At 50.0% G+C, this 22,089-nt stretch carries 21 protein-coding genes and 1 tRNA gene (1 of these 22 only partly in view); 20 read left to right on the forward strand and 2 right to left on the reverse strand.

Going from position 1 to position 22,089, the window contains the following annotated elements:
• The first annotated feature begins 4 nt into the window (after nt 1-4).
• The 10 genes from H9Q79_RS00515 (at nt 5) to H9Q79_RS00560 (ending at nt 9,984) form a co-directional block, all read left to right on the forward strand.
• The gene (locus tag H9Q79_RS00515; protein ID WP_249328968.1) at nt 5-661 is read left to right on the forward strand and encodes a uroporphyrinogen decarboxylase family protein; all 657 of its coding nucleotides are present in this window, start codon (nt 5-7) and stop codon (nt 659-661) included.
• 242 nt (nt 662-903) lie between these two features.
• Nucleotides 904-1,491, forward strand: coding sequence for an Rpn family recombination-promoting nuclease/putative transposase (locus H9Q79_RS00520; RefSeq protein ID WP_249328969.1), 588 nt, complete (start codon nt 904-906; stop codon nt 1,489-1,491).
• Nucleotides 1,492-2,001: 510 nt separating this feature from the next.
• A complete protein-coding gene (gene trpE, locus H9Q79_RS00525) occupies nt 2,002-3,477 on the forward strand; it encodes an anthranilate synthase component I (protein ID WP_249328970.1) in 1,476 nt (491 codons plus the stop codon).
• A complete protein-coding gene (locus H9Q79_RS00530; RefSeq protein WP_118645444.1) occupies nt 3,474-4,052 on the forward strand; it encodes an anthranilate synthase component II in 579 nt (192 codons plus the stop codon). The genes trpE and H9Q79_RS00530 overlap by 4 nt, the downstream gene beginning before the upstream one ends.
• On the forward strand, nt 4,045-5,052 hold the full coding sequence (gene trpD / locus H9Q79_RS00535; RefSeq protein ID WP_249328971.1) for an anthranilate phosphoribosyltransferase: 1,008 nt from the start codon (nt 4,045-4,047) through the stop codon (nt 5,050-5,052). The genes H9Q79_RS00530 and trpD overlap by 8 nt, the downstream gene beginning before the upstream one ends.
• A gap of 17 nt (nt 5,053-5,069) precedes the next feature.
• On the forward strand, nt 5,070-5,858 hold the full coding sequence (gene trpC / locus H9Q79_RS00540; RefSeq protein ID WP_249328972.1) for an indole-3-glycerol phosphate synthase TrpC: 789 nt from the start codon (nt 5,070-5,072) through the stop codon (nt 5,856-5,858).
• Nucleotides 5,851-6,453: a phosphoribosylanthranilate isomerase gene (locus tag H9Q79_RS00545; protein ID WP_249328973.1), complete on the forward strand. Its 603-nt coding sequence runs from the start codon at nt 5,851-5,853 to the stop codon at nt 6,451-6,453. The genes trpC and H9Q79_RS00545 overlap by 8 nt, the downstream gene beginning before the upstream one ends.
• Nucleotides 6,446-7,630, forward strand: coding sequence for a tryptophan synthase subunit beta (trpB, locus tag H9Q79_RS00550; RefSeq protein ID WP_249328974.1), 1,185 nt, complete (start codon nt 6,446-6,448; stop codon nt 7,628-7,630). Before H9Q79_RS00545 ends, trpB begins: the two co-directional genes overlap by 8 nt.
• Nucleotides 7,623-8,396, forward strand: a complete 774-nt coding sequence (gene trpA / locus H9Q79_RS00555) for a tryptophan synthase subunit alpha (RefSeq protein WP_249328975.1) — start codon at nt 7,623-7,625, stop codon at nt 8,394-8,396. Before trpB ends, trpA begins: the two co-directional genes overlap by 8 nt.
• 175 nt (nt 8,397-8,571) lie before the next feature.
• A complete protein-coding gene (locus tag H9Q79_RS00560; protein ID WP_118645454.1) occupies nt 8,572-9,984 on the forward strand; it encodes an aspartate ammonia-lyase in 1,413 nt (470 codons plus the stop codon).
• Nucleotides 9,985-10,138: 154 nt separating this feature from the next.
• Here H9Q79_RS00560 and H9Q79_RS00565 read toward each other — a convergent pair whose 3' ends face one another.
• Nucleotides 10,139-11,074: a LysR family transcriptional regulator gene (locus H9Q79_RS00565; RefSeq protein ID WP_118645456.1), complete on the reverse strand. Its 936-nt coding sequence runs from the start codon at nt 11,072-11,074 to the stop codon at nt 10,139-10,141.
• Nucleotides 11,075-11,359: 285 nt separating this feature from the next.
• Here H9Q79_RS00565 and H9Q79_RS00570 point away from each other — a divergent pair, with 285 nt between their 5' ends.
• The 5 genes from H9Q79_RS00570 to H9Q79_RS00590 all read left to right on the forward strand — a co-directional run bounded on the left by H9Q79_RS00570 (nt 11,360) and on the right by H9Q79_RS00590 (nt 17,207).
• Nucleotides 11,360-12,700: an MFS transporter gene (locus H9Q79_RS00570; protein ID WP_249328976.1), complete on the forward strand. Its 1,341-nt coding sequence runs from the start codon at nt 11,360-11,362 to the stop codon at nt 12,698-12,700.
• Between the two features lie 74 nt (nt 12,701-12,774).
• Nucleotides 12,775-13,755, forward strand: coding sequence for a uroporphyrinogen decarboxylase family protein (locus H9Q79_RS00575; protein WP_249328977.1), 981 nt, complete (start codon nt 12,775-12,777; stop codon nt 13,753-13,755).
• A 21-nt stretch (nt 13,756-13,776) separates the two neighbouring features.
• Nucleotides 13,777-14,916, forward strand: coding sequence for a uroporphyrinogen decarboxylase family protein (locus tag H9Q79_RS00580; RefSeq protein WP_118645462.1), 1,140 nt, complete (start codon nt 13,777-13,779; stop codon nt 14,914-14,916).
• A 28-nt stretch (nt 14,917-14,944) separates the two neighbouring features.
• Nucleotides 14,945-16,021: a uroporphyrinogen decarboxylase/cobalamine-independent methonine synthase family protein gene (locus tag H9Q79_RS00585; protein WP_249328978.1), complete on the forward strand. Its 1,077-nt coding sequence runs from the start codon at nt 14,945-14,947 to the stop codon at nt 16,019-16,021.
• 10 nt (nt 16,022-16,031) lie between these two features.
• Nucleotides 16,032-17,207, forward strand: a complete 1,176-nt coding sequence (locus tag H9Q79_RS00590) for an MFS transporter (RefSeq protein ID WP_249328979.1) — start codon at nt 16,032-16,034, stop codon at nt 17,205-17,207.
• Nucleotides 17,208-17,285: 78 nt separating this feature from the next.
• Here the strand turns inward: H9Q79_RS00590 and H9Q79_RS00595 are convergent, their stop codons facing one another.
• Complete coding sequence (locus H9Q79_RS00595) at nt 17,286-17,750, reverse strand: Lrp/AsnC family transcriptional regulator (protein ID WP_249328980.1); 465 nt, start codon at nt 17,748-17,750, stop codon at nt 17,286-17,288.
• An 841-nt stretch (nt 17,751-18,591) separates the two neighbouring features.
• Here H9Q79_RS00595 and H9Q79_RS00600 point away from each other — a divergent pair.
• From H9Q79_RS00600 to H9Q79_RS00620, 5 genes are all read left to right on the forward strand, one after another.
• Nucleotides 18,592-19,506 (forward strand): ribonuclease Z, encoded by a 915-nt coding sequence (locus tag H9Q79_RS00600; protein ID WP_118648846.1) that lies wholly within the window; start codon nt 18,592-18,594, stop codon nt 19,504-19,506.
• 3 nt (nt 19,507-19,509) lie between these two features.
• Nucleotides 19,510-20,529 carry a tRNA (adenosine(37)-N6)-threonylcarbamoyltransferase complex transferase subunit TsaD gene (gene tsaD, locus H9Q79_RS00605; protein ID WP_249329747.1) on the forward strand — a complete coding sequence of 340 codons (1,020 nt, stop codon included), beginning with the start codon at nt 19,510-19,512 and terminating at the stop codon, nt 20,527-20,529.
• Nucleotide 20,530: 1 nt separating this feature from the next.
• On the forward strand, nt 20,531-21,235 hold the full coding sequence (gene ispD / locus H9Q79_RS00610) for a 2-C-methyl-D-erythritol 4-phosphate cytidylyltransferase (RefSeq protein WP_118648848.1): 705 nt from the start codon (nt 20,531-20,533) through the stop codon (nt 21,233-21,235).
• 182 nt (nt 21,236-21,417) lie between these two features.
• The gene (locus H9Q79_RS00615; protein ID WP_118648850.1) at nt 21,418-21,630 is read left to right on the forward strand and encodes a FeoA family protein; all 213 of its coding nucleotides are present in this window, start codon (nt 21,418-21,420) and stop codon (nt 21,628-21,630) included.
• A gap of 451 nt (nt 21,631-22,081) precedes the next feature.
• A tRNA-Ser gene (locus H9Q79_RS00620) sits at nt 22,082-22,089 on the forward strand (it continues 78 nt past the right edge of the window).

The following is a 22,089-nucleotide window of genomic DNA, read 5'->3' on the forward strand; positions in this document are numbered from 1 at the left end:
AATTGTGAAATTCCCGGATCTGGATCATTTTGACTGGGAACAGGCCGCGGCCACAGACCGGATTCCGGAATTTAACCGTGAGGAAAACCTGTTGTATCAGATCATTTCCAACGGCCTATTTGAGCGTCTGCATGCGTTAATGGGGTTTGAAGAGGCACTCTGCGCCCTGATAACCGATCCGGAAGAAGTGGAAAACTTTTTCTGGGAGTTGGCTGATTACAAATGCCGCCTCATCGACAAGATCGCGGAGTATTACCGGCCGGATATTATCTGCTATCATGACGACTGGGGAACTCAAAGGGGTCTGTTTTTCTCACCGGAAATCTGGAGAAGGATGATTAAAGAGCCTACGAAAAAGATTGTGGAACACATACAGAGCCGGGGAATTATCTGCGAACTCCACAGCTGCGGGGATATACGTGCGCTGATACCGGAAATAGCCGATGACCTGGGGGTAGACGGGTTGAATATCATGAAACTGAACGATATACCCGCGATGAAGAAATTAACAGGAATTAAGGTGGTCTACAATGTCTATGTGGACACGCAGAAGGAGGGAGCTGGCGGAACGGGCAGCTCCCTCTTGTTTTTGAGTAACCAAAAGGCAGAAGGGTACCACTGGGGGTGGGCGCTGATCCTGGAATATTTTGGAAGAAACTAATTTGATTTTTTTTAATAGCTGTGCTATATTTTAAATGTAGATAATTCTTGTAGGGTGTTTCGCCCTATCTTTTTCTGGCGGCTATCCGCCGCGGATTCCATTGATCAATTTAATAGCGGGCAAGGCAAAAGAGGTTATATTGTTATATTGGGGCTTCCACCTTTATAGATATATGGTATAATAGAGTTATGCGATAATGACTCTTTGGAATCTCGCTGTTTTGCCGGAGAAAGGAGTTATTTGTGCAAAAAATAAATGATAGTTTTATTATGAGGCCAATTGTGGATACCTGTTTTAAAGAGCTGATGCGGAATCCGGCAGTGCGGTCCGGCTTTGCGGCGGCAATTATGAATTGCAGGCCGGAAGAGGTTGTGGAAACCTATTTGATGCCGACATATCTGCAGAATGGTAAGGAGGAGGAAAAACAGGGGATTCTGGATGTGAGGGTGCTCCTGAAAAAGGGAACCCAGATAGGTATTGAGATGCAGGTGAATTATTTTGAATATTGGGATGAGCGGATATTGTTTTATCTCTGTAAGATGTTTACGGAACAGCTGATGAAAGACGATCCCTATGGGAAGCTTCAGAGGTGCATTCACGTCAGTATTTTGGATTTCATACATTTTCCGGAGGATCAAGAGTGCTACCGGAAAATACATTTCAGGGACGGAAGGACCGGGAAGCTGTTTTCAGATAGGCTGGAAATACAGATGCTGGAGCTGAGGAAACTGCCGGAAGGGATTGCAGGCGGAGATGGACGAGGCGCTGAGCTGCATCCTGCAGACGAATATAATTTAGGGATTGACAAATTGTACAGATCGTGTTTATAATATACACAACTTAAAATTATATCAGAAAACCGTTGAGGTGGAGATAAAACGAATAGGGCACTTCCAGAGAGTCCGGGTAGGTGGGAGCCGGGCAGAACGCTGATTCGCAAATGGACCACTGAGGGCATGGCCAACAGCAGAGATGCTTAGTATTCCATGACGTAAGGCATACGTTAGTTGCCGGGAATATGATAGTATTCCGCAGAGAGTGTGGATTGACACAAATCAAGGTGGCACCACGGATATAAGCTACGTTTATATTCGCCCTTGGCAAAGACCCAATATCTTTGCCGAGGGCTTTTTGCGCGTAAATCCAGAGCTATGCGCGTATACATTCAGAGAGGTCCTATTGGGTGTTTGCACACAAGAGGACCTCTCTGAATGTATACGCATAGGGCGAAGCCCCGCGGCCGAGCGAAAGCGAGGTGCGGCAAGGCCCGTCCGAGAGGCCATATGCGAAAGAATAGAATACCCCGCCCTGTAGGGCTACCCATGAAAAGGAGGACAGTTATGCGTCAGACATCGTTTGAAGAAGTGAAGCAGATCGCCGCATCCGGCCAATACAGGCTGATTCCGGTCAGCCGTGAGATCTTTTCGGATATCCGCACCCCGGTTGAGGTGCTGCGGTCCCTGCAGAATGTGAGCAGCCATTGCTTTATGCTGGAAAGTGTCGAGGATTCAAAGCAGTGGGGACGCTACACCTTTCTTGGCTTTGATCCCAAGATGGAGCTGACCTGTACGGATCACACGCTGACGATCAAAGCAGGCGGTCAGATCCAGACGCACACGGAGCATCCGGGAGACTATATCAAACAGGTCATTGAAGATAACCGCTCGCCGCGCCTTCCGCATCTTCCGCCTTTTGCCGGCGGGCTGGTGGGATATTTCTCTTATGATTACATTAAGTACAGTGAGCCGTCGCTGAATCTGGACGCATCCGATGAGGAAGGTTTTAAGGATGTGGATCTGATGCTGTTTGACAAGCTGATCGCTTTTGATAATTTCCGCCAGAAAATTCTGTTGATTGCCAATGTCCGGACGGAGAGCCTGGAGACGGAATATAACAAGGCGGTGATGAAGCTGGATGAAATGGAAGAGCTGGTACGCCGCGGAAAGCCGAAGAAATCAGAGCCGGGACGTGTCCTGGAAGAATTCCGTCCCCTTTTTACGGAAGAAGAGTTCTGCAGAAAGGTTGAACAGGTAAAGCACTACATCCGGGAGGGAGACATTTTTCAGCTTGTGCTGTCTAACCGGCTGGAAGCGCGCTTTGAGGGCAGCCTTCTGGACACCTACCGCGTGCTGAGGACTACAAATCCTTCTCCTTATATGTTTTATTTTTGCAGCGACGATGTGGAGATTGCCGGGGCTTCCCCGGAGACGCTGGTCAGGGTGGAGGACGGAGAAGTCAGAACCTTCCCGCTGGCCGGCACACGGCCCAGAGGCGGCAGCTATGCGGAAGACCAGCTGCTGGAGAGGGAACTGCTGGCGGATGAGAAGGAACGGGCCGAACACAATATGCTGGTAGATCTGGGAAGGAATGATCTGGGAAAGCTCTGTGAATTCGGAACAGTGGAGGTAGAAAAATATATGTCCGTGGAACGGTATTCACATGTCATGCACATTGGTTCAACGGTGAAAGGGCGGCTCAGAGAAGATAAGCATGCGATGGATGCGGTAGACGCTGTGCTTCCGGCAGGGACACTCTCCGGTGCGCCCAAAATACGGGCCTGCCAGATTATCAATGAGCTGGAAAATAACAAGCGGGGTATTTACGGAGGCGCTATCGGATACCTGGATTTCACAGGAAATCTGGACACCTGTATTGCTATCCGCCTGGCCTTTAGGAAAAACGGAAAAGTATTTGTGCGTTCCGGAGCCGGTATTGTGGCAGACAGCGTACCGGAAACAGAGCACCAGGAGTGCATTAACAAGGCCAAAGCAGTAATGCTGGCGCTGAAAGAAGCGGGAGAGGAGATGGGACGATGATCTTACTGATCGATAATTACGACAGCTTTTCTTACAATCTCTATCAGCTGGTGGGAGCGCTGAATCCGGATATCCGTGTGGCACGCAATGATAGTCTGACGGTGGACGAGATCAGAGGTCTGGAGCCGGAAGCAGTGATTCTTTCGCCAGGACCGGGAAAGCCGGGAGAAGCAGGGCGGTGTGAAGAAGTCGTTCAGAGGCTGGGCGGTGAAATTCCCATACTGGGTGTATGCCTGGGCCATCAGGCAATCTGCGAGGCCTTCGGAGCAGCTGTCTCCTATGCAAAGGAGCTGATGCACGGCAAACAATCGCAGGCGCGGCTGGACGGGAACAGCCCTGTCTTCAGAGGGCTGGCGGAGGAAATTCCTGTAGCGCGTTACCATTCCCTGGCGGTGTTGGAAGAGACTCTGCCGGAATGTCTTCTGGTAACTGCAAGGGCTGACGACGGAGAGGTGATGGCAGTGCAGCACAGGGAATATCCTGTCTATGGATTACAATTCCATCCGGAATCGATTATGACGCCCGATGGGAAACAAATACTTAAAAACTTTCTGGAGGTAGTGAGACATGATTAAAGAAGCGATTATCAAGCTGTCAAACAAAGAAAACCTGACGCGGGAAATGGCAGAGCAGTCCATGGATGAAATCATGAGCGGCCAGGCGACACCCGTGCAGATGAGCGCCTTCCTGATCGCCCTTTCCATGAAGGGTGAGACGATTGAAGAGATTACAGCCTGCGCGAAGGGAATGAGAAATCACTGTGTGAAGCTGCTGAATGATCAGGAAGTGCTGGAGATCGTCGGTACAGGCGGAGATAAAGCGAATTCCTTCAATATTTCCACAGTTTCCGCCCTGGTGGTTTCGGCGGCAGGCGTTCCCGTGGCGAAGCATGGGAACCGGGCGGCCACCAGTAAATGCGGCGCTGCTGATGTGCTCGAAGCGCTGGGCGTTAAAATTGACCTGGCTCCTGAGAAAAGCTCGGAGCTTTTGAAAAAAATTAATATCTGTTTCATGTTTGCTCAGAACTACCATCTATCCATGAAATATGTGGCTCCGGTCAGGAGAGAACTTCCGGTGCCTACGGTCTTTAATATCCTGGGGCCGCTGACCAATCCCGCCGGAGCGTCCATGCAGCTGATGGGAGTCTATGAGGAGGCGCTGGTAGAACCGATGGCACGTGTCCTGAATAATTTGGGCGTGACCAGGGCGATGGTAGTCTATGGACAGGACGGTCTGGATGAGATTTCAGTCAGCGCGCCGACTACTGTCTGCGAAGTGAGGGACGGAAGCTATTCCTCCTATATCCTGAGGCCGGAGCAGTTCGGCATGGAGCAATGCCTGAAATCAGAGCTCGTGGGCGGAACGCCTGCTGAAAATGCCGGCATTGCCAGGGAAATCCTGGACGGCCGGAAAGGGGCAAAGCGAAATGCAGTGGTTCTGAATTCCGCGGCCGCCCTCCATATCACGAAAGGTATATCCATGGAAAAGGCAGTCGCACAGGTGCAGGAGCTGCTGGACAGCGGGAAAGCAAAACGGCAGCTGGAAGCCTTTGTCACCATGAGCAATCAAATTTGAGGAAAGAGGGATACCACATGATACTGGAACAACTGGCGGCTGCGGCTGCAAAGCGGGTGGAAGAGGCCAAAAAACAGAAACCTCTCGCTGAGATCAAAAAAGAGGCAGAACAGATGAGTACAGACACAGGCTTCCCCTTTGCCAGGGCCTTGGCCGCCCCAGGGATTTCATTGATCTGCGAGGTGAAGAAGGCTTCTCCCTCTAAGGGAGTGATAGCTGAGGATTTTCCCTATCTAGATATCGCCAGACAGTATGAGGCGGCGGGGGCGGCGGCGATTTCTGTGCTGACTGAGCCTGAATATTTTCAGGGAAGTCCGGAATATCTGCGGGAAATCGCTGCCGCGGTAAACATACCGGTTCTGCGGAAAGATTTTACAGTGGATGAATATCAGATTTACGAAGCGAAGTTACTGGGAGCCGGCGCGATTCTTCTGATCTGTGCTATACTGGAGGATGAGAAGCTGGTTAGATATCTGCAGATTGCCCAGTCTCTGGGACTCTCCGCCCTCACAGAGGCTCATGACGGGAAAGAAGTGGAGCGGGCTCTGAGAGCCGGAGCGGAGATCATCGGAGTGAATAACCGCGATCTGAAAACCTTTGAAGTAGACGTGCAAAATTCTGTGAGGTTGCGGGAAATGATTCCAGATGGTAAAATCTATGTGTCGGAGAGTGGAATCCGCACTCCGGAGGATGTGGGAATCCTGTACCGCAACGGCACCGATGCCGTGCTGGTCGGAGAAGCTTTGATGCGCAGCCCGGACAAAGGAAGAGCGCTTGAGCTTCTTCGGAGGGACTGCCATGACTAAGGTTAAGATCTGCGGTCTGACCAGGGAGTGTGAGACTGAATATATGAACCGGTGGCACCCCGATTTCTGCGGGTTTATATTTGCCGGAAACAGCCGCCGGTATGTGAGCCGGGAACGGGCGGCCGTACTGAAAGCCCTGCTGTCCCCTGAGATCCGAACTGTCGGCGTGTTTGTCAACGCGCGGCCAGAAGCAGCGGCAGCCTGTGCCGGAGAGGGTATCATTGACCTGATCCAGCTTCATGGCCAGGAGGATGAGGGATATCTGAAGGCTCTCCGGGAATTGACAGACTGCCCGGTCATACAGGCCTTTTCTGTGAAAGAAGCCGAAGATATCCGGCGGGCGGAGGAAAGCAGTGCAGATTATATTTTGCTGGATCACGGAGCGGGGGGGACCGGGAAATGCTTTAACTGGAAGCTGCTGTCCGGACTGAAACGGCCATATTTTCTGGCCGGGGGGCTGACTCCCGCCAATGTGGAGCGGGCCGTCAGGCTTTACCGGCCTTATGCGGTGGATATCAGCAGCGGAGTGGAGACGGACGGAGTAAAAGATCCCATTAAAATTGAAACATGTATCAGGAGGATAAAAGATGTCTAAGGGAAGATTTGGAGAATTCGGGGGACAGTATATTCCGGAAACTCTCATGAATGAAATCATACATCTGGAAGAACAATACGAGCGTTACAGGAAAGATCCGGAATTTTGCCGGGAGCTGGAGGATCTGCTGAAAAATTATGCAGGACGGCCCTCTCTTCTGTATTATGCTGAGAAGATGACGAAAGACCTGGGCGGGGCGAAAATTTATCTGAAAAGAGAAGATCTGAACCACACAGGCTCTCATAAGATCAATAATGTGCTGGGCCAGGTGCTGCTGGCAAAGAAAATGGGAAAAACCCGTGTCATAGCTGAGACGGGCGCCGGCCAGCACGGCGTTGCCACAGCCACGGCGGCGGCGCTGATGGGGATGGAATGTGAGATCTTTATGGGCAAAGAGGATACGGACCGGCAGGCTCTGAATGTATTCCGGATGGAATTGCTGGGCGCGAAGGTCCATCCTGTGACCAGCGGAACCATGACCCTGAAGGATGCTGTGAATGAGACCATGCGGGAATGGACAAACCGGGTGGAGGATACTCACTATGTGCTGGGTTCCGTGATGGGACCGCATCCTTTTCCTACCATAGTGAGGGATTTCCAGGCCGTCATTTCCAGAGAAGCCCGCGAACAGATACTGGAGGATGAAGGGAAACTGCCTGCCGCGGTGTTGGCCTGCGTGGGCGGGGGAAGCAATGCTATGGGCATGTTCTATCATTTTATAGAAGATGAAACGGTAAAGCTGATCGGCTGCGAGGCGGCTGGACGCGGAGTGGAGACAGGGCGGCATGCAGCCACTATGGCGGCCGGAACACCCGGGGTCTTCCACGGCATGAAGTCCTATTTCTGCCAGGACGAATACGGGCAAATCGCCCCGGTATATTCCATATCCGCAGGACTGGACTATCCGGGAATTGGCCCGGAGCATGCGTATCTGCGGGATTCCGGCAGAGCTCAGTACGTGCCGGTGACGGATGATGAAGCGGTGAGCGCCTTTGAGTATCTGGCCCGGACAGAGGGCATCATCTGCGCCATTGAGAGCGCCCATGCGGTAGCCTATGCCAGGAAGCTGGCCCCGTCAATGGAAAAATCAGAGAGTATCATCATCTGCCTTTCAGGCAGAGGAGACAAGGATGTTGCGGCAATCGCACGCTACAGGGGGGTGAATATCGTTGAGTAATATACGGAAAGCATTTGAGAGGGGCAAGGCGTTCATACCTTTTATTACGGCCGGAGATCCCAGCCTGGAAAAAACGAAGGAATTCATACTGGAGATGGAACGGGCCGGAGCAGACCTGATAGAAGTCGGGATTCCGTTTTCAGATCCGATCGCAGAGGGGATCGTCATTCAGGAGGCCGATATCCGGGCGCTGGCAGCGGGGACAACGACAGATAAAATATTTGACATGGTGCGGGAGCTCAGAGAAGAGACTCAGATTCCGCTGGTTTTCATGACTTATCTGAATCCGGTGTTTCATTATGGATATGAGAAGTTCTTCAGCCGCTGCCAAGAGGTGGGAGTTGACGGAATCATCATTCCGGACCTGCCCTTTGAAGAAAAGGGAGAGCTGGAGGAGATTGCCGCCGCTAAGGGCGTAGATGTGATATCGATGATCGCTCCCACATCAGAGGAAAGAATTCAGAATATAGCAAAAAATGCCAGGGGCTTTATCTATGTGGTATCTTCCATGGGGGTAACCGGCATGCGCAGCGAGATTAAGACAGACCTGAATGCCCTGCTTTCCTCGATAAAAAAAGCTACAGACGTGCCGGCCTGCGTGGGCTTCGGCATACATTCGCCAGAGCAGGCGGCAGAGGTTGCCAGAGTAGCCGACGGCGTGATCGTCGGCAGCGCGATTGTGAAAATGGCAGAGCAGTATGGAGGCCATGCGGCACCTCACATGGGAGCCTATGTCCATAAAATGAAGATGAGCCTTTCTGATTAAATAGAGGCCTTCGTTTGTGAGGAAAACATTTTAAATAACTTTTATTTTTTAGAGAAATAAAGGTTAATTGTGGAAAGATTTGAAGTTCGCCGGCAAGTATTTACAGGGAACGGAGGGTGTGATATGGTTCATCCGTAAAAGGAAAGCAGTAATACTGTTAAACAGGAGGCGGAATATGAACTATCGTATGGAATCAGACTCAATCGGTACTCTGGAAATCCCTGAAGACGCATATTATGGCGTGCAGTCTTACAGGGGCATGCTGAATTTCCCCATCACAGGAACGAAGCTCCATCCCGATTTTATTAATAATCTGGCAAAGATCAAGAAAGCGGCTGCGCTCACTAACGAGGCGGCCGGTAAGCTGGAGCGCCGGAAGGCAGAGGCGATCATCCAGGCCTGTGACGAGATCACAGAAGGTAAGCTCCACGACGCGTTTATTGTAGACGCTATTCAGGGCGGGGCAGGGACCAGTGCCAACATGAATGCCAATGAAGTGATTGCCAACCGCGCGCTGGAGATCCTGGGATATAAGAAAGGAGATTACAGCCATCTTCATCCCAATGACCATGTTAACATGGCACAGTCTACCAACGACGTAATACCTACCGCTGGAAAGCTGACGGTGTTAGATCTGCTGGAGCCGCTGGAGAAGGAATTAAAGAGGCTGGAAAAAGCTTTTCTCGATAAATCCAAAGAATTTGATTCAGTTCTGAAGATGGGGCGCACGCAGCTGGAGGACGCAGTTCCCATGCGTCTGGGCCAGTCCTTCCATGCATATGCGTCGGTTACGCACAGGGATATCGAACGGATCCATGCCAGCAGGAAAGAAATGTATGTGGTGAATCTGGGCGGCACAGCGATCGGAAGCGCGATCAATGTCCCGGAGCAATATCTTCATCAGATCGTTCCGACCCTCAGTGAACTGACCGGATATCCGGTGGAGCAGGCCGAAGACCTGTTCGACGCCACAGAGAACCTGGACGGCTTTGTAAACGTATCCAACGCTCTGAAGACCTGCGGGGTGAACCTTTCCAAAATCTGTAATGACTTGCGTTTGTTGGGGAGCGGGCCGAAGACCGGATTCGGGGAAATTAACCTTCCGGCAAAGCAGAACGGTTCCTCCATCATGCCTGGAAAAGTAAATCCAGTCATTCCTGAGGTAGTCACCCAGGTGGCATATCAGGTGGCGGGAGCCAACACAACCATCACGATGGCCGCGGAAGCGGGGCAGATGGAACTGAATGCGTTTGAACCGGTGATTTTCTACAATTTGTTTGGGTCCATCGCAGCACTGACAGGAGCTGTGCAGACGCTGACGGACAATTGCGTGACCGGAATTACCGCCAACGAGAAGCGCTGCCGGGAGCTGCTGGAAGCCAGCGTGGGAATTGTGACCGCGCTGAATCCGTATATCGGATATAAAAAATCGGCGGAAATAGCGAAAAAATCTCTTAAGACCGGAATTAGCGTACGGGAGCTGGTGCTTCAGGAAAAGATTTTGTCAAAAGAAGAAATGGATGTGATATTGAATCCGTATAAGATGACTTCACCGGCAAATGAGCTGAAAGAAGCAGTTAACAGCTGAATTTATTAAATATCTACACGATGACTCGTTAACAGGCGGGCTGTTGTTCTCAGGGCAGGGGACGGCGGCCCGCCTGTTTTATATGGACTTTGTAAAGGATAACTTCCGTTCAGGTATAGCTCAAAATCCTACTGCGATCATCATGTTAAGCTGATTATAGATTTTCTGTCAGCTTCATATCTGAAAAGTATTCTAACAGATCACGTATGAATAGCTGCGTGTCTGAGATTTCGTCTTTTGTTCCAATCCACTTTATGTATATTACGCTTTCGGTTCCTGCTACAATCCGGGAATCCAGGTAGGGGCAGTTCCTGCCGATGAAGAAGCCGTCTGCCAGGATGGCCTGGTTGTCCTGCTGGATATTCAGGGCCAGGTCTGAAGCGTTATCCACATAGATGGAGATGTTTGGTTCGATTCCCAGAGGAGCGTACAGGTTTCGGGAAAAATCGACCTGATCTGAACCACGGGAGGGGGAACGGACCAACAGCTGCTGGCTGGCCAGGTCTTCCAGTGTGAGGCAGCTTTTCCGGCTAAGAGGATTTGTCTTCAAAAAATAAAGCATCAGCGGTCCGCGCAGCAAGGGGATGGCTTCTATGAAGGAATGCTTTTTCCCAATACCCTCAAAATCCAGGATGATATCACATTCGTGGGCTTCCATTTTCTGTGTGAGGGAATAATTAAAGTCCCTGAACACATTGATTTCAAAATCAGGATGTACCTGCATGAATTCCCGGATGAAAGGGAGGAGCTCAGGCATGATATCCATGCCGTCGTTGATACCGATGGTAATGGGATGGGATTTTCCCTCCTGGATCTTGTATGCCCCCATGATGGCGTCTTCATATTGTTCGAAAATTGTCTTTAATTTCTCATAGAGATTCCTTCCGGCCGGTGTTGGGGTAACTTTTACGGTATTTCGCACAAAAAGCTGGATTCCAAGCGTGTTTTCCATAGATTGTATATTACGGCTGAGCGTAGATTGGGTCACAAAGCATTCTTTTGCGGCCTTTGTATAATTCAGATGCTCACAAAGTGCCAGAAATTCTTTGATCTGATAGAGGCTGAAATTTAAGTATTCATTATAACGCATTTGTACACTCCTAATTATCAGAAAACGATGGGGGAAGTATTATAAAATTATAATAACACAGGTTTCCGCCATTTGTAATTCACGTATGCAGATCTGCTTATGAAATTTAAGAATAAGTTCATGCGGCTTTTGCGTTTCCTGTCCGGATCTGCATGGTAGCGGATGCAAAGCGCTGAGAGAGTCTTATGATATTTATGCATAAGTTTATTCTGACGACTCATTTCAAATTCAGAAAACTTTGAGCTATGATTGGAATATGAAAAAAATATGAGTGGAGGGAAAACAATGAAACAAAGAAGCAAGAAGTTTATTTATCTTTACGGTCTTGCTGATGGAACGCTGGCAATGATTCCGACGATCTATAATTCATACTGGTCGTTGTTTCTGACTTCCGCAGCCGGACTTTCGGCTACCGGAAATGCCACTGTGCTTTCCATCATAGGTATTGCAGACGTACTTTCCATCCTGCTGGTATCCTTCCTGGTGCAGAAGTGCAACCTGAAGTTCGGGAAGTTCCGTTTCTGGGTGCTGCTGGGAGGTATCGGGGCTGCGGTGACGCGTGTGCTGGCGTTTACTCCGCTGATGCTGGGATCTGTAGCCTATTTTGCAATCATGGCCGTGATTTCTTCATCGCTTTACAATCTGGCTTATTGTGCTTATATGGGCATGGTTCCTCTGATTGCAGACAGCCAGGAGGACCGGATGACAACTGTTACGGCTCAGCAGCAGTGTGTGGCAATTACGTCTATCGTTGTCAGCCTGATCAGTGTGGCAGTAATTCAGAACGTGGGCTATTGGGCGCTGAGCGCAATAGCGGCAGTGGCGATTGTTGCGTCGGTCATTCCCATGTACTTTGCTACGAAGGATGTGGATGTCTATAAGCCGGCAGAGAAGATGACGCAGGCAGAAAAAGAGGCCCAGCCTTCTGTCTGGGATATGATCCGTCTTCTGGCAAATGTTCCGATGCTGATGTATCTGCTGGGTTCCATCTGTAAAATAGTAGGCTCCATCGGGCTGGCGATGCTGGTTTCCTACTATTATACATACGCATACGGAGATATGAGCATGCTGACGGTTTATCTGACCCTGAGCACGGTACTTCAGCTGGTGGGCGCTTCGCTGGCTCCATTTGTGAATAAGCTGGTAAAAGGAAACCGTAATACATTTGCCGCCGGCATGGTCATATACGCTGCATTTCTGGCGCTGGCATGGGCGTTCGGAAGCCACAGCGCGATTTTCTTCACCGTCTGCCTGTCGGTAGGATACATGGGGTGGGCGATCACCCATACGGCTGATGCGGCTTACTATTCTTACATCGGCGATTATGTGGAATATAAGCATAAAAAGAATATCCAGCCATTCCTGATGTCCATGCTTTCCATGGTTATCAAGATCGGTATTGTGGTTTCTAATCTGGTAGTGGGCTGGGGACTGGTAGCAGTCGGGTTTGATGCAGCCAATGTGACGGAGACTGCCAAGACCGGTATTATGAATCTGACGGTTCTCATGCCGATGGTGATTATGATTATCGGCGCCGTTATCACTCTGTTAAGTCCGCTGAGCGATAAGAGGGTGCGGACTATAAAGGCAGAGCTTGAGAAAAGGCACGCGGGAGAGCAGGCTTAAAGCTGCGGAAAAGGGCTGTTTCTGATGTGGGACAGCCCTTTTTGATGACAGGCATGACAGTAAAGGAGAGAGAGATGACACCCAAACAAAATTTTTTGGAAACAGTGCGCTGGGGAAAACCTGAATATCTGTGCACTGACCTGAACGGATTGAATCTAATGCTGGACCCCCTGACCGGCACTTACGATGCTGATATGAAGGATGAGTGGGGCTGTCAGTGGGGCTATGGCAATAGAGAATATAACCCGATGCCCTGTATCCTGCCGGATTGCGATGTGGTGACTGACATCAGTCAATGGAAGGAACAGGTTACGGTTCCGGATGTGGAGGCAATAGACTATTCAGGAGTAAAAGCGGCTGCGGATCAGACAGACCGGGAACAGCTTCTGGTGGGAATGTCCTGTTCCTGCGGTCTGTTTGAACGCACCCATGCGCTGATGGGTTTTGAGGCTTCGCTGATGGCGATGCTGACGGACCGGGAGGCGTATGAAGAGCTGTTAGATTGTATCCTGGAATTCAAGATGGCATATGCGAGAAAGCTCTATGACGCCACGGACTTCGACCTTTTTTATTATCACGATGACTGGGGTTCCAAGCGTTCTCTGTTTTTCTCGCCGGAGACCTGGGACGAATTGATCAGGCCCCGTGAGAAAAAATTGATTGATTATGTCAAATCTTTTTCTGATGAGAAGGAGATTCTGTTTATGCATCACAGTGATACATATCTGGAACCGCTGATTCCCGGCATGATTGAAATTGGAATTGATATCTGGCAGGGGGCGATTCCCCAGAATGACATTGTGGGGCTGCAGAAAAGGTATAAGGGCCAGATTGCATTTCACGGTGGGATTGACATTGCGGCCATTGATTTCGCAGAGGCGGACGAAGCGGCAATCCGCCGGGAGGTGCGGCGGGCGGTTGATACCTATGGGCCGAACGGCGGGATCATAATCGGGATTCCTAGCATAGCGGCCATGTTTCCGAAGGTGGAGGAAGTATATCTGGACGAACTGTCATCCTATTCCAGGCAGTTCAGCCAAAGACATTATAAATAGTGTAGTGCGGAGGAAATAAAGATGGATGATCAGGAGCTTCTGCTGGAGCGGCAGCAGAGAATCTTAGATACGATGGAGGGTAAGAAGACGGACCGTACTCCTCTCTGGTTTTCAGGAGATGCGGCGATGATGCGATATGTGAACCCAGAAGTCACGTTTGGGCAGATGGTACGCGAGCATGAACGGCTGACCCAGACAATTGTGGATGGATTTCTGCCCAGGTTTCCCAAGATTGATATTCTGATGGCTGTGGATATGAATTCGCGGAATATCGGGGCAGGGCAGATGGCGAAAACCTGGCTGCCCGGGCGGGAGCTGCCGGAAAATGAGATGTGGCAGCTGCTGTTTGAACACATCATCACGGAGGAGGACTATGATTACATACTGAAGCACGGCTGGGCGAAGTTCAACGAGATCTGCCTGTTCGAACGCCTGGGCTATGATCCGGAATCGCTGGCAGAGGATCTTGCCGAAGGCGCCCGGAATAAAAAGCGGTTTCATGATGCGGGTTTTCCTTTCACATTCGGCGGAATGTGCCCGGAGACCTTTGATGTGCTGGCTTTCGGAAGGGGAATGATGGATTTTTTTGTAGACCTGTGTGAGCGGCCTGAGACGATCTGTGCGATTCTGGACATGATGCTGGATGAATATGAGGAAAACAGTGAGCAGCAGGTGAGGGAAGCGGTGGCGGCGGCGGAAGCGCTGGGAGAGAAAGCAATATTTTCCGTACAGCCAGGAGTGCAGGCCAACTGCAATCTGTTGAGCAGAGAGTCTTTTGAGGAATTCGCATGGCCTTCCTACAAGAGAATGGCAGACTTTATCCTGAAAAACGGCGGTTATGTACATTTTCATATGGACAGCAACTGGACAAACGTGCTGGACTATTTTACGGATTTCCCGAAGGGGCGGTGCATTTTTGACACGGATGGTTTTACCGATCTTTATAAAGTGAGAGACCTGCTGGGAGGGAAGATGGCCTTTACTGGTTCTGTGGCTCCTGCCACAATGGCCTTCGGTACTCCGGACGACAACTATCAGGCGGTAAAAGAACAGATAGCAGAAATGGGAGACAGTTTCATCGCGGCCCCTTCCTGCTCACTTCCGGCCAATATGCCAAGGGAAAATATTGACGCTATGTATGCTGCGATTGATGAGCAGTGATGGTAAGGCAGAAAAGGAGAGGAATTCCATGATCTATAAATTTGATAAAAAAGAGCTGACACAAAAAGGACAGTATTTTAAGATTCCGGGGCCGGGCTTTTTGCCCAGATATCAGACGCCCATATCTCCCAGGGAGAATTTTATCACGGCGCTGAACGGCGGGAAACCTCACTGGCTCCCTGACTATTACGATATTACCACACTCTGCCCGGCCTGTTATCCCGATGCTTCCGCCAGAGGATTTGTCATGGGCGCGGAAGGGCCGGATTATATGGAGGACAGCCGGAAAGGCGGATTGGATGCGTTTGGGGTGGATTGGGAATATATACCGGTGGCGGGCGGTTCTATGGTCCGGCCTGGAAAGCCATTCCTGGAGGATATCAGTGAGTGGAGAGAAAAGGTGAAGCTGCCGGATGTGGACGCCTGGGACTGGGAGGGCAGCCGCAGCGCGAACGCGGAATTACTGGAAACGGACGATCACGTGCGTGTGATGTGGATTTTTACCGGCTTTTTTGAACGGTTGATTTCTCTGCTGGAATTTGAGAACGCGGCAGTCGCCCTCATCGATGAAGAACAGAAGGAGGAAGTACACGGGTTTCTGGATGCGTGTTGTGGGGTATATGAAAAAATAGCCAGACATTATAAGGAGGATTTCGGGTGTGATATCCTGTATGTCCATGATGACTGGGGTTCCCAGCGCGCCCCTTTTTTCTCCCCGGACACCTGTATGGAGATGCTGGTTCCCCATGTGAAACGCCTGGTTGATTACGCCCATTCCCTGGGAATGAGGTATGAATTCCACAGCTGCGGGAAAAATGAAGCGCTGGTACCCTGCTACCTGGCGACGGGCGCCGACATCTGGGCTCCCCAGGAGCAAAACGATGTGTCCCGCATTTTAGAAGAAGTAAAAGGGGAAATGATGATCGGCCTCTGGGGCAACGATCCGGATGCAGACGACGGGACTGCTTACCGGGAGGGCAGTGAATTTGGCAGGCGGTATTCTCAGGACTACCGGAACAGGCCTGTGTATCACTGCGACCTTTTCAATATCAATGAGAAATGGCGTGAGGGAATGTATGTGTCCAGCAGAGAAATCCTGGAATAGGTGAGTGAGTATGAGTAGTAAACGGAAAATCATATTGATGATAGCGGTGCTGTGTACGGCTTTGCCGGATATAGGGGCCGGCACCGCCACACCGGCTATTGCACTTGTCGCAAAGGCGATGCCGGATGTGAACAAGTCCCTGATTCAGATGATCGTCAGCATTCCGTCTGTCTGCCTGATCTTTTTCCCGCCGGTATACGCGGCTCTGACCAGGTACGTGAAGAAGAAAAAGCTGCTGTTGCTGGCTTTTATACTGATGCTGGCCGGCTCCATCGGTCCTACCATTTTTAACGATATATATCTGATACTGGCCTGCCGGTTTATTATGGGATGCGGGAACGGCATCATTATGCCAATTACCATTGACCTCATTATAGATATGTACGAAGGGCATGAACGGCAGTCCATGCTGGGATACGCGGCGGCGGTGACCAGCATTGGAGGAATCCTGTTCCAGGTTCTGGGCGGAGTGATGGGAAGCATTAACTGGCATTATTGCTTCCTTGCTACCTGCGTGTCTGTTCCCTGCTATCTGTTTGCCCTGATATTCCTTCCAGATGTCCCAATTCCGGTTTCAGATGAAGGGAGCAGGAAATTTGAAGTGAGGAAATGTATGAAGCCTTCGCTGTTGTTCCTGGGCGGATTTATGATCGTGTGGGAAATGATGTATTTTGTATTCCTGACGAACATCTCACTGTATCTGGTCAATGCGGGAATAGCAAATGCCGCACAGGTGGGTGTGATCACATCTACGGTTACGGTGGGAGGCATGATCATGTCGGTTCTGTACGGTCCGATTGTACGGGTTTTCCATGAGAAGGTTCTTCCTTTCGCATATCTGGTCACAGCCTGCGGATTTTTGGTCATCTGCCTGGGGCATACCGCTCTTGTTATGGGGATGGGAGCCCTGCTGATCGGAATAGGGTATGGAATCAGCGCCCCCTGCCAGCTGAATCTGGCATCTAACCTGATCCCCAGGGAATATGCATCTGTTGCCACATCTGTATGCTATACGGCCAGAGGGATTGGCGGATTTGTCTCGCCCCTTGTGATTACTGCCGTCTGTGCCGCTGCGGGAACAGCACAGGAGGTGTTCCCTTTCCGGCTGGCGGCGGGAGTTCTGGCAGTGTTTGGAGTTCTGATGATCGTCTACCTAAGGAAGATGAGAATAAAAATCAACACATAAAAAACACAGCTTCTGGCGTTTCGATATCAAACGCCGGGAGCTGTTTTTAATACTTGTACCCGTAGGAAATAGAAGCAATCAGGCCTCTGCGGTATCATGCTCGATGGGAATTCCCCGGTGATTCACCGAAGTGGAGAAAACGATCTGAGTCTTAGTCCTTCCGAAATGCTGGAGCTGTCCGATGAACTGATCCAGCTCTGCAGTGGTATGGAAGACAACTTCCATCAGCATAGAGTAATCCCCGGTCACACAGTTGCATTCTATGACATTAGGGATCTTTTCTATATATGGGTAAAATTCTTTCTTGCGGATAGGTTCTACTTCCAGATTGATAAACGCTTTGATATGATAATCGAACGCCTCCGGATTGATGTTGGCAAAATATCCGATAATGACACCGTCCTTCTCCAGCCGGTCGATTCTGGCAGAGACAGTGGGCGGTGAGAGAAATACCTCATCTGCAATTCTCTTCAGCGGGGTGCGGCCATTCTGCTGTAATAATTCAATGATTTTTTTATCTGTGTCATCTAATATGTGTTTCAAATCAGTTCCCTCTTTATTTAATATTTTGAAATAGGCTTTTATTCTATTGACAGTATAGCAGAAGACTCAAGAAATGGAAAGCAGATTTTCCCGTATATCTTGTGACAGGTTACCATTCATGTAAAAATTATGGTTTTGTGGCAAGGGGGTGGATACCCAGACGAAAAGCAGCGGGAGACCTCCGGCGGTTGCGGCCTGCCGGACAGACTGGGCTTCGGGTTGAAGTAGTTCTAAGCATTCCGACGGCTCCTCTCCGGAGGGACCGGGGTAAGTCGCCCAGAAAACCGATGTTTTCTGAGCTCCGTACCCCTCGAAAATTGTGCTTGAGGAACAATTTTCGCCCTCCTGCGAGAAGCCGCCGGAATGCAAGAACTACTAACAACCCTGCAGAGGTCTGCCCGGCAGGCCGCAACCGCCGGAGGTCTCCCGCTGCTTTTCTGGCTGTTCCAGACGGTACAATAGCGCTCGTCAGAGGTGGAACCCAGATGGTCTCAGACAGTAGGTATAAGAATTCAATAAAGAAATACTGGCGCCAGTTGGCCGCGATCAGCCAGTAATTACTGGCTGAAATCATCCTGATGACACTTTCGGGGAAGCTGGGTGAAGCGTTTTAGATCACCAGAAAGGGTGGGGGGAGGCGCCGCCCCTATTACGCCCCGCCTCCCCCCACCCTTTCGTCCGGGTATCCAAAAACCGCCTCCCCCCCCGACCATTTGGAAGCAAAACCATAATTCGCTGTGCGGACTAACTTTTTGCAGGCATATGCCCTCAGGAAATTTTGCATCAGGGTTTACCGCCTCTTTGTTTTGTGCTACACTTAACAATTGAAAAGGAGTGGGATATGTTAGACGTATGTTTGTTAGGAACAGGTGGAATGATGCCGCTGCCGAACCGGTGGCTCACTTCACTGATGACCAGATATAATGGAAGTAATCTGCTGATTGATTGTGGGGAGGGGACCCAGATTGCAATAAAAGAGCGGGGGTGGACGTTTAAGCCGATTGATGTGATCTGCTTCACACACTATCATGCGGACCATATCAGCGGGCTGCCGGGGATATTGCTGGCTATGGCTAATGCGGAGCGTAGTGAACCGCTGACCATGGTGGGGCCGAGGGGGCTGGAGCGGGTGGTCAACGGCTTACGTGTCATTGCTGCAGAGCTCCCCTTTGAGATCCGCCTGATAGAGGTGACGGAGCCTGAGACTGTTATTGAGCTGGCAGGCTATAAAATCACAGCGTTCCGCGTGAATCACAATATGATCTGTTACGGCTACAGTCTGGAGATTTTGAGAGCAGGTAAATTTGACGTGGATCGGGCGAGGGAACGGCAGATACCTCTGCGCTACTGGAATCCCCTGCAGAAGGGACAGACGATAGAGGCGGACGGCGTTCTCTATACTCCTGATATGGTGTTGGGCGCTGACAGGAAGGGAATTAAGGTAACTTACTGCACGGATAGCCGGCCGGTGCCCTCTATTTCAGACCATGCGTATCATTCTGATTTGTTTATCTGCGAGGGTATGTACGGAGAGCCGGAGAAAGAGGCAAAAGCCAGGGAGCACAGGCATATGACGATGAAGGAGGCGGCTCATTTGGCGCAGGCGGCAGAAGTAAAGGAGATGTGGCTGACCCATTATTCTCCTTCGATGATTCATCCCGAGTGGTATTTGGATGAAGTGAGAGAGGTTTTTCCGCGGACCTGTCTGGGAAAAGACGGGAAGTTTGTGGAACTGCAGTTTGAGGATGAGGATTGAATGATGAAGGATAGACTGATACTGGGAATTGAAAGCTCCTGTGATGAGACGGCGGCGGCAGTTGTGAAGAACGGAAGAGTGGTGCTTTCCAATGTGATTTCTTCACAGATTGACCTGCACACGCTCTATGGCGGCGTTGTGCCAGAAATAGCGTCCCGGAAGCATATAGAGAAGATTAATCAGGTGATTGAGGAGGCGTTAAAACAGGCCGGCGTTACATTGGATGATCTGGATGGCATCGGGGTAACCTATGGTCCCGGGCTTGTGGGGGCTTTACTGGTGGGTGTGGCTGAGGCTAAGGCGATTGCTTATGCCAGGAGGCTTCCCCTGATTGGAGTCCATCATATTGAAGGCCATGTGTCGGCCAATTATATCGAGCACCCGGACCTGGAGCCGCCGTTTATGTGTGAGATCATTTCAGGCGGACATACGCACCTGGTAATTGTAAAGGACTATGGTTCCTTTGAAATCCTGGGCAGGACCAGGGACGATGCGGCCGGAGAGGCGTTTGATAAAGTAGCCCGTGCGATCGGACTGGGATATCCCGGAGGACCGAAAATTGACAAGCTCTCCAGAGAGGGGAATCCGACAGCCATCGCATTCCCCAGGGCGCATGTGGAGGAGGCTCCCTATGATTTCAGCTTCAGCGGCCTTAAATCGGCAGTTCTGAATTATCTGAATAAATGCCATATGACACAGGAAGCAATCTGTGAAGCGGATGTGGCGGCTTCATTTCAGCAGGCAGTTGTGGACGTGCTGGTGGATACGGCGATCCGGGGAGCGCGTGATTATCATATGACGAAGCTTGCCATAGCCGGAGGCGTTGCTTCAAACCAGAGCCTGCGGAAAGCAATGGCTGAGGCGTGTGAAAGGGAGAAGATTGAATTCTATTATCCATCTCCGGTTTTTTGCACAGATAATGCCGCAATGATCGGCACGGCTGCTTACTATGAATTCCTGAAAGGAACGAGGCATGGATTGGATTTAAATGCCGTACCGAATCTAAAGCTGGGGGAGCGGTGATATGAAGGAAGGAAAATGTACGGCAATAATACTCGCGGCAGGACAGGGAAAGCGCATGGGCGGCCAGGTCAGGAAACAGTTCATGGAGCTGCAGGGGAAGCCGCTGTTATATTATTCCCTGCACTGTTTTCAGGAGTCCGGGCTGATTGATGAGATTCTGTTGGTGACGGGAAAAGATCAGATTGAATATTGTATTAAAAACGTGGTGGAAAGATATGGATTTTCAAAAGTCGTGAAAATTGTGGCCGGCGGAGAGCAGAGATATGATTCTGTATATGAAGGGCTGAAGGCCTGCGGAGATTCAGAGTACGTATTTATCCACGATGGGGCACGTCCGTTTGTGACAGAAGAGATTCTGCAGAGGGGTTATGAGGCGGCTCGGAAATATGGTACAGGCATAGCAGGCGTACTTTCAAAGGACACGGTGAAAATCGTGGATGGCAAGAAAAACGTCATTGAGACACCTCTGAGGGACCGGGTATGGATTGTTCAGACACCGCAGATTTTTGAATATAATCTGGTGCGCTGTGCCTATGATAGGCTTCAGCTGTTTGATAAAACAGGAATTACAGATGATGCCATGGTGGTGGAAGAGATGGGAAACCATACGGTACACATGGTTCCAGGAGACTATACAAATATTAAAATTACGACGCCGGATGATCTGGACGTGGCTGCACAGTTTATGCAGAAAATATCCGGATAGTCAGTTCTAATAAACTGAATGGATATGGTTTGATTTTCAGGCACAAATTCAGTAAAGTCTAACTGAGTTTTGGAGAAAATACCTGAATACCGGCGGGATTTGCGGGGATTCCTATAGTGTGAATTGCGGTTGACTAACGCAGAGTCACAAGTATAAGATGAAAGAAAGCAAGGAGGGATACTATGCAGAACCTGTCGAATGCAGAAGCTGGTAATGTATATACGGTAAAATGGATGTTTGGGCGGCCTGAAATCATAGAGCTCATGCATAAATATAAGATAGTACAGGGAAGTCAGATCGAAGTCATCCAGCAGAAGCCGGACGGTTTGATCATCGGGGTTCAAGAGGCGAGGATCGCCATGAGCAGAGAAGTTGCAGACAGAATCAAGGTGTAATCTTCAACCAGCAGAAGCTTAGAAAGATATCACTAGGGAACGGTGTGGCATTGGCTGGCTATACCGTTTTTTCTCTTATTTGCACCAGGTTTAGATGGAGCATCAGAGGGGTTTGACAGGGAGACGTTACAGACGTGTGCAGTGGGTGAGGATATGACAGACAGCAGCAGGAAATCAGGAGCCTAGGAGGATAAATACAGTTAGTCAAAGATATGATTAATAAAAATGAATATTTTGCCTATACTTATGATGATAAAATAATTTTTTACCAGGTGGTCTGAATTTGTCATTGCCGGGAATCGGATAGAGTCCATTTCTGGCGAGAGCCGCGGATCATATACAGGGATAAAAATAAAAGAAGAAAAAATAGGATATTTTGTATTGACAAGGTATGTTTATGATGGTAGAATACTATTTGCGCGATTCGGTGATAACGTGTGCAAAACAGCCTGGAGAGGT

The sequence above is a fragment of the Wansuia hejianensis genome (assembly GCF_014337215.1).
Classification (GTDB): Bacteria; Bacillota; Clostridia; order Lachnospirales; family Lachnospiraceae; genus Scatomonas; species Scatomonas hejianensis.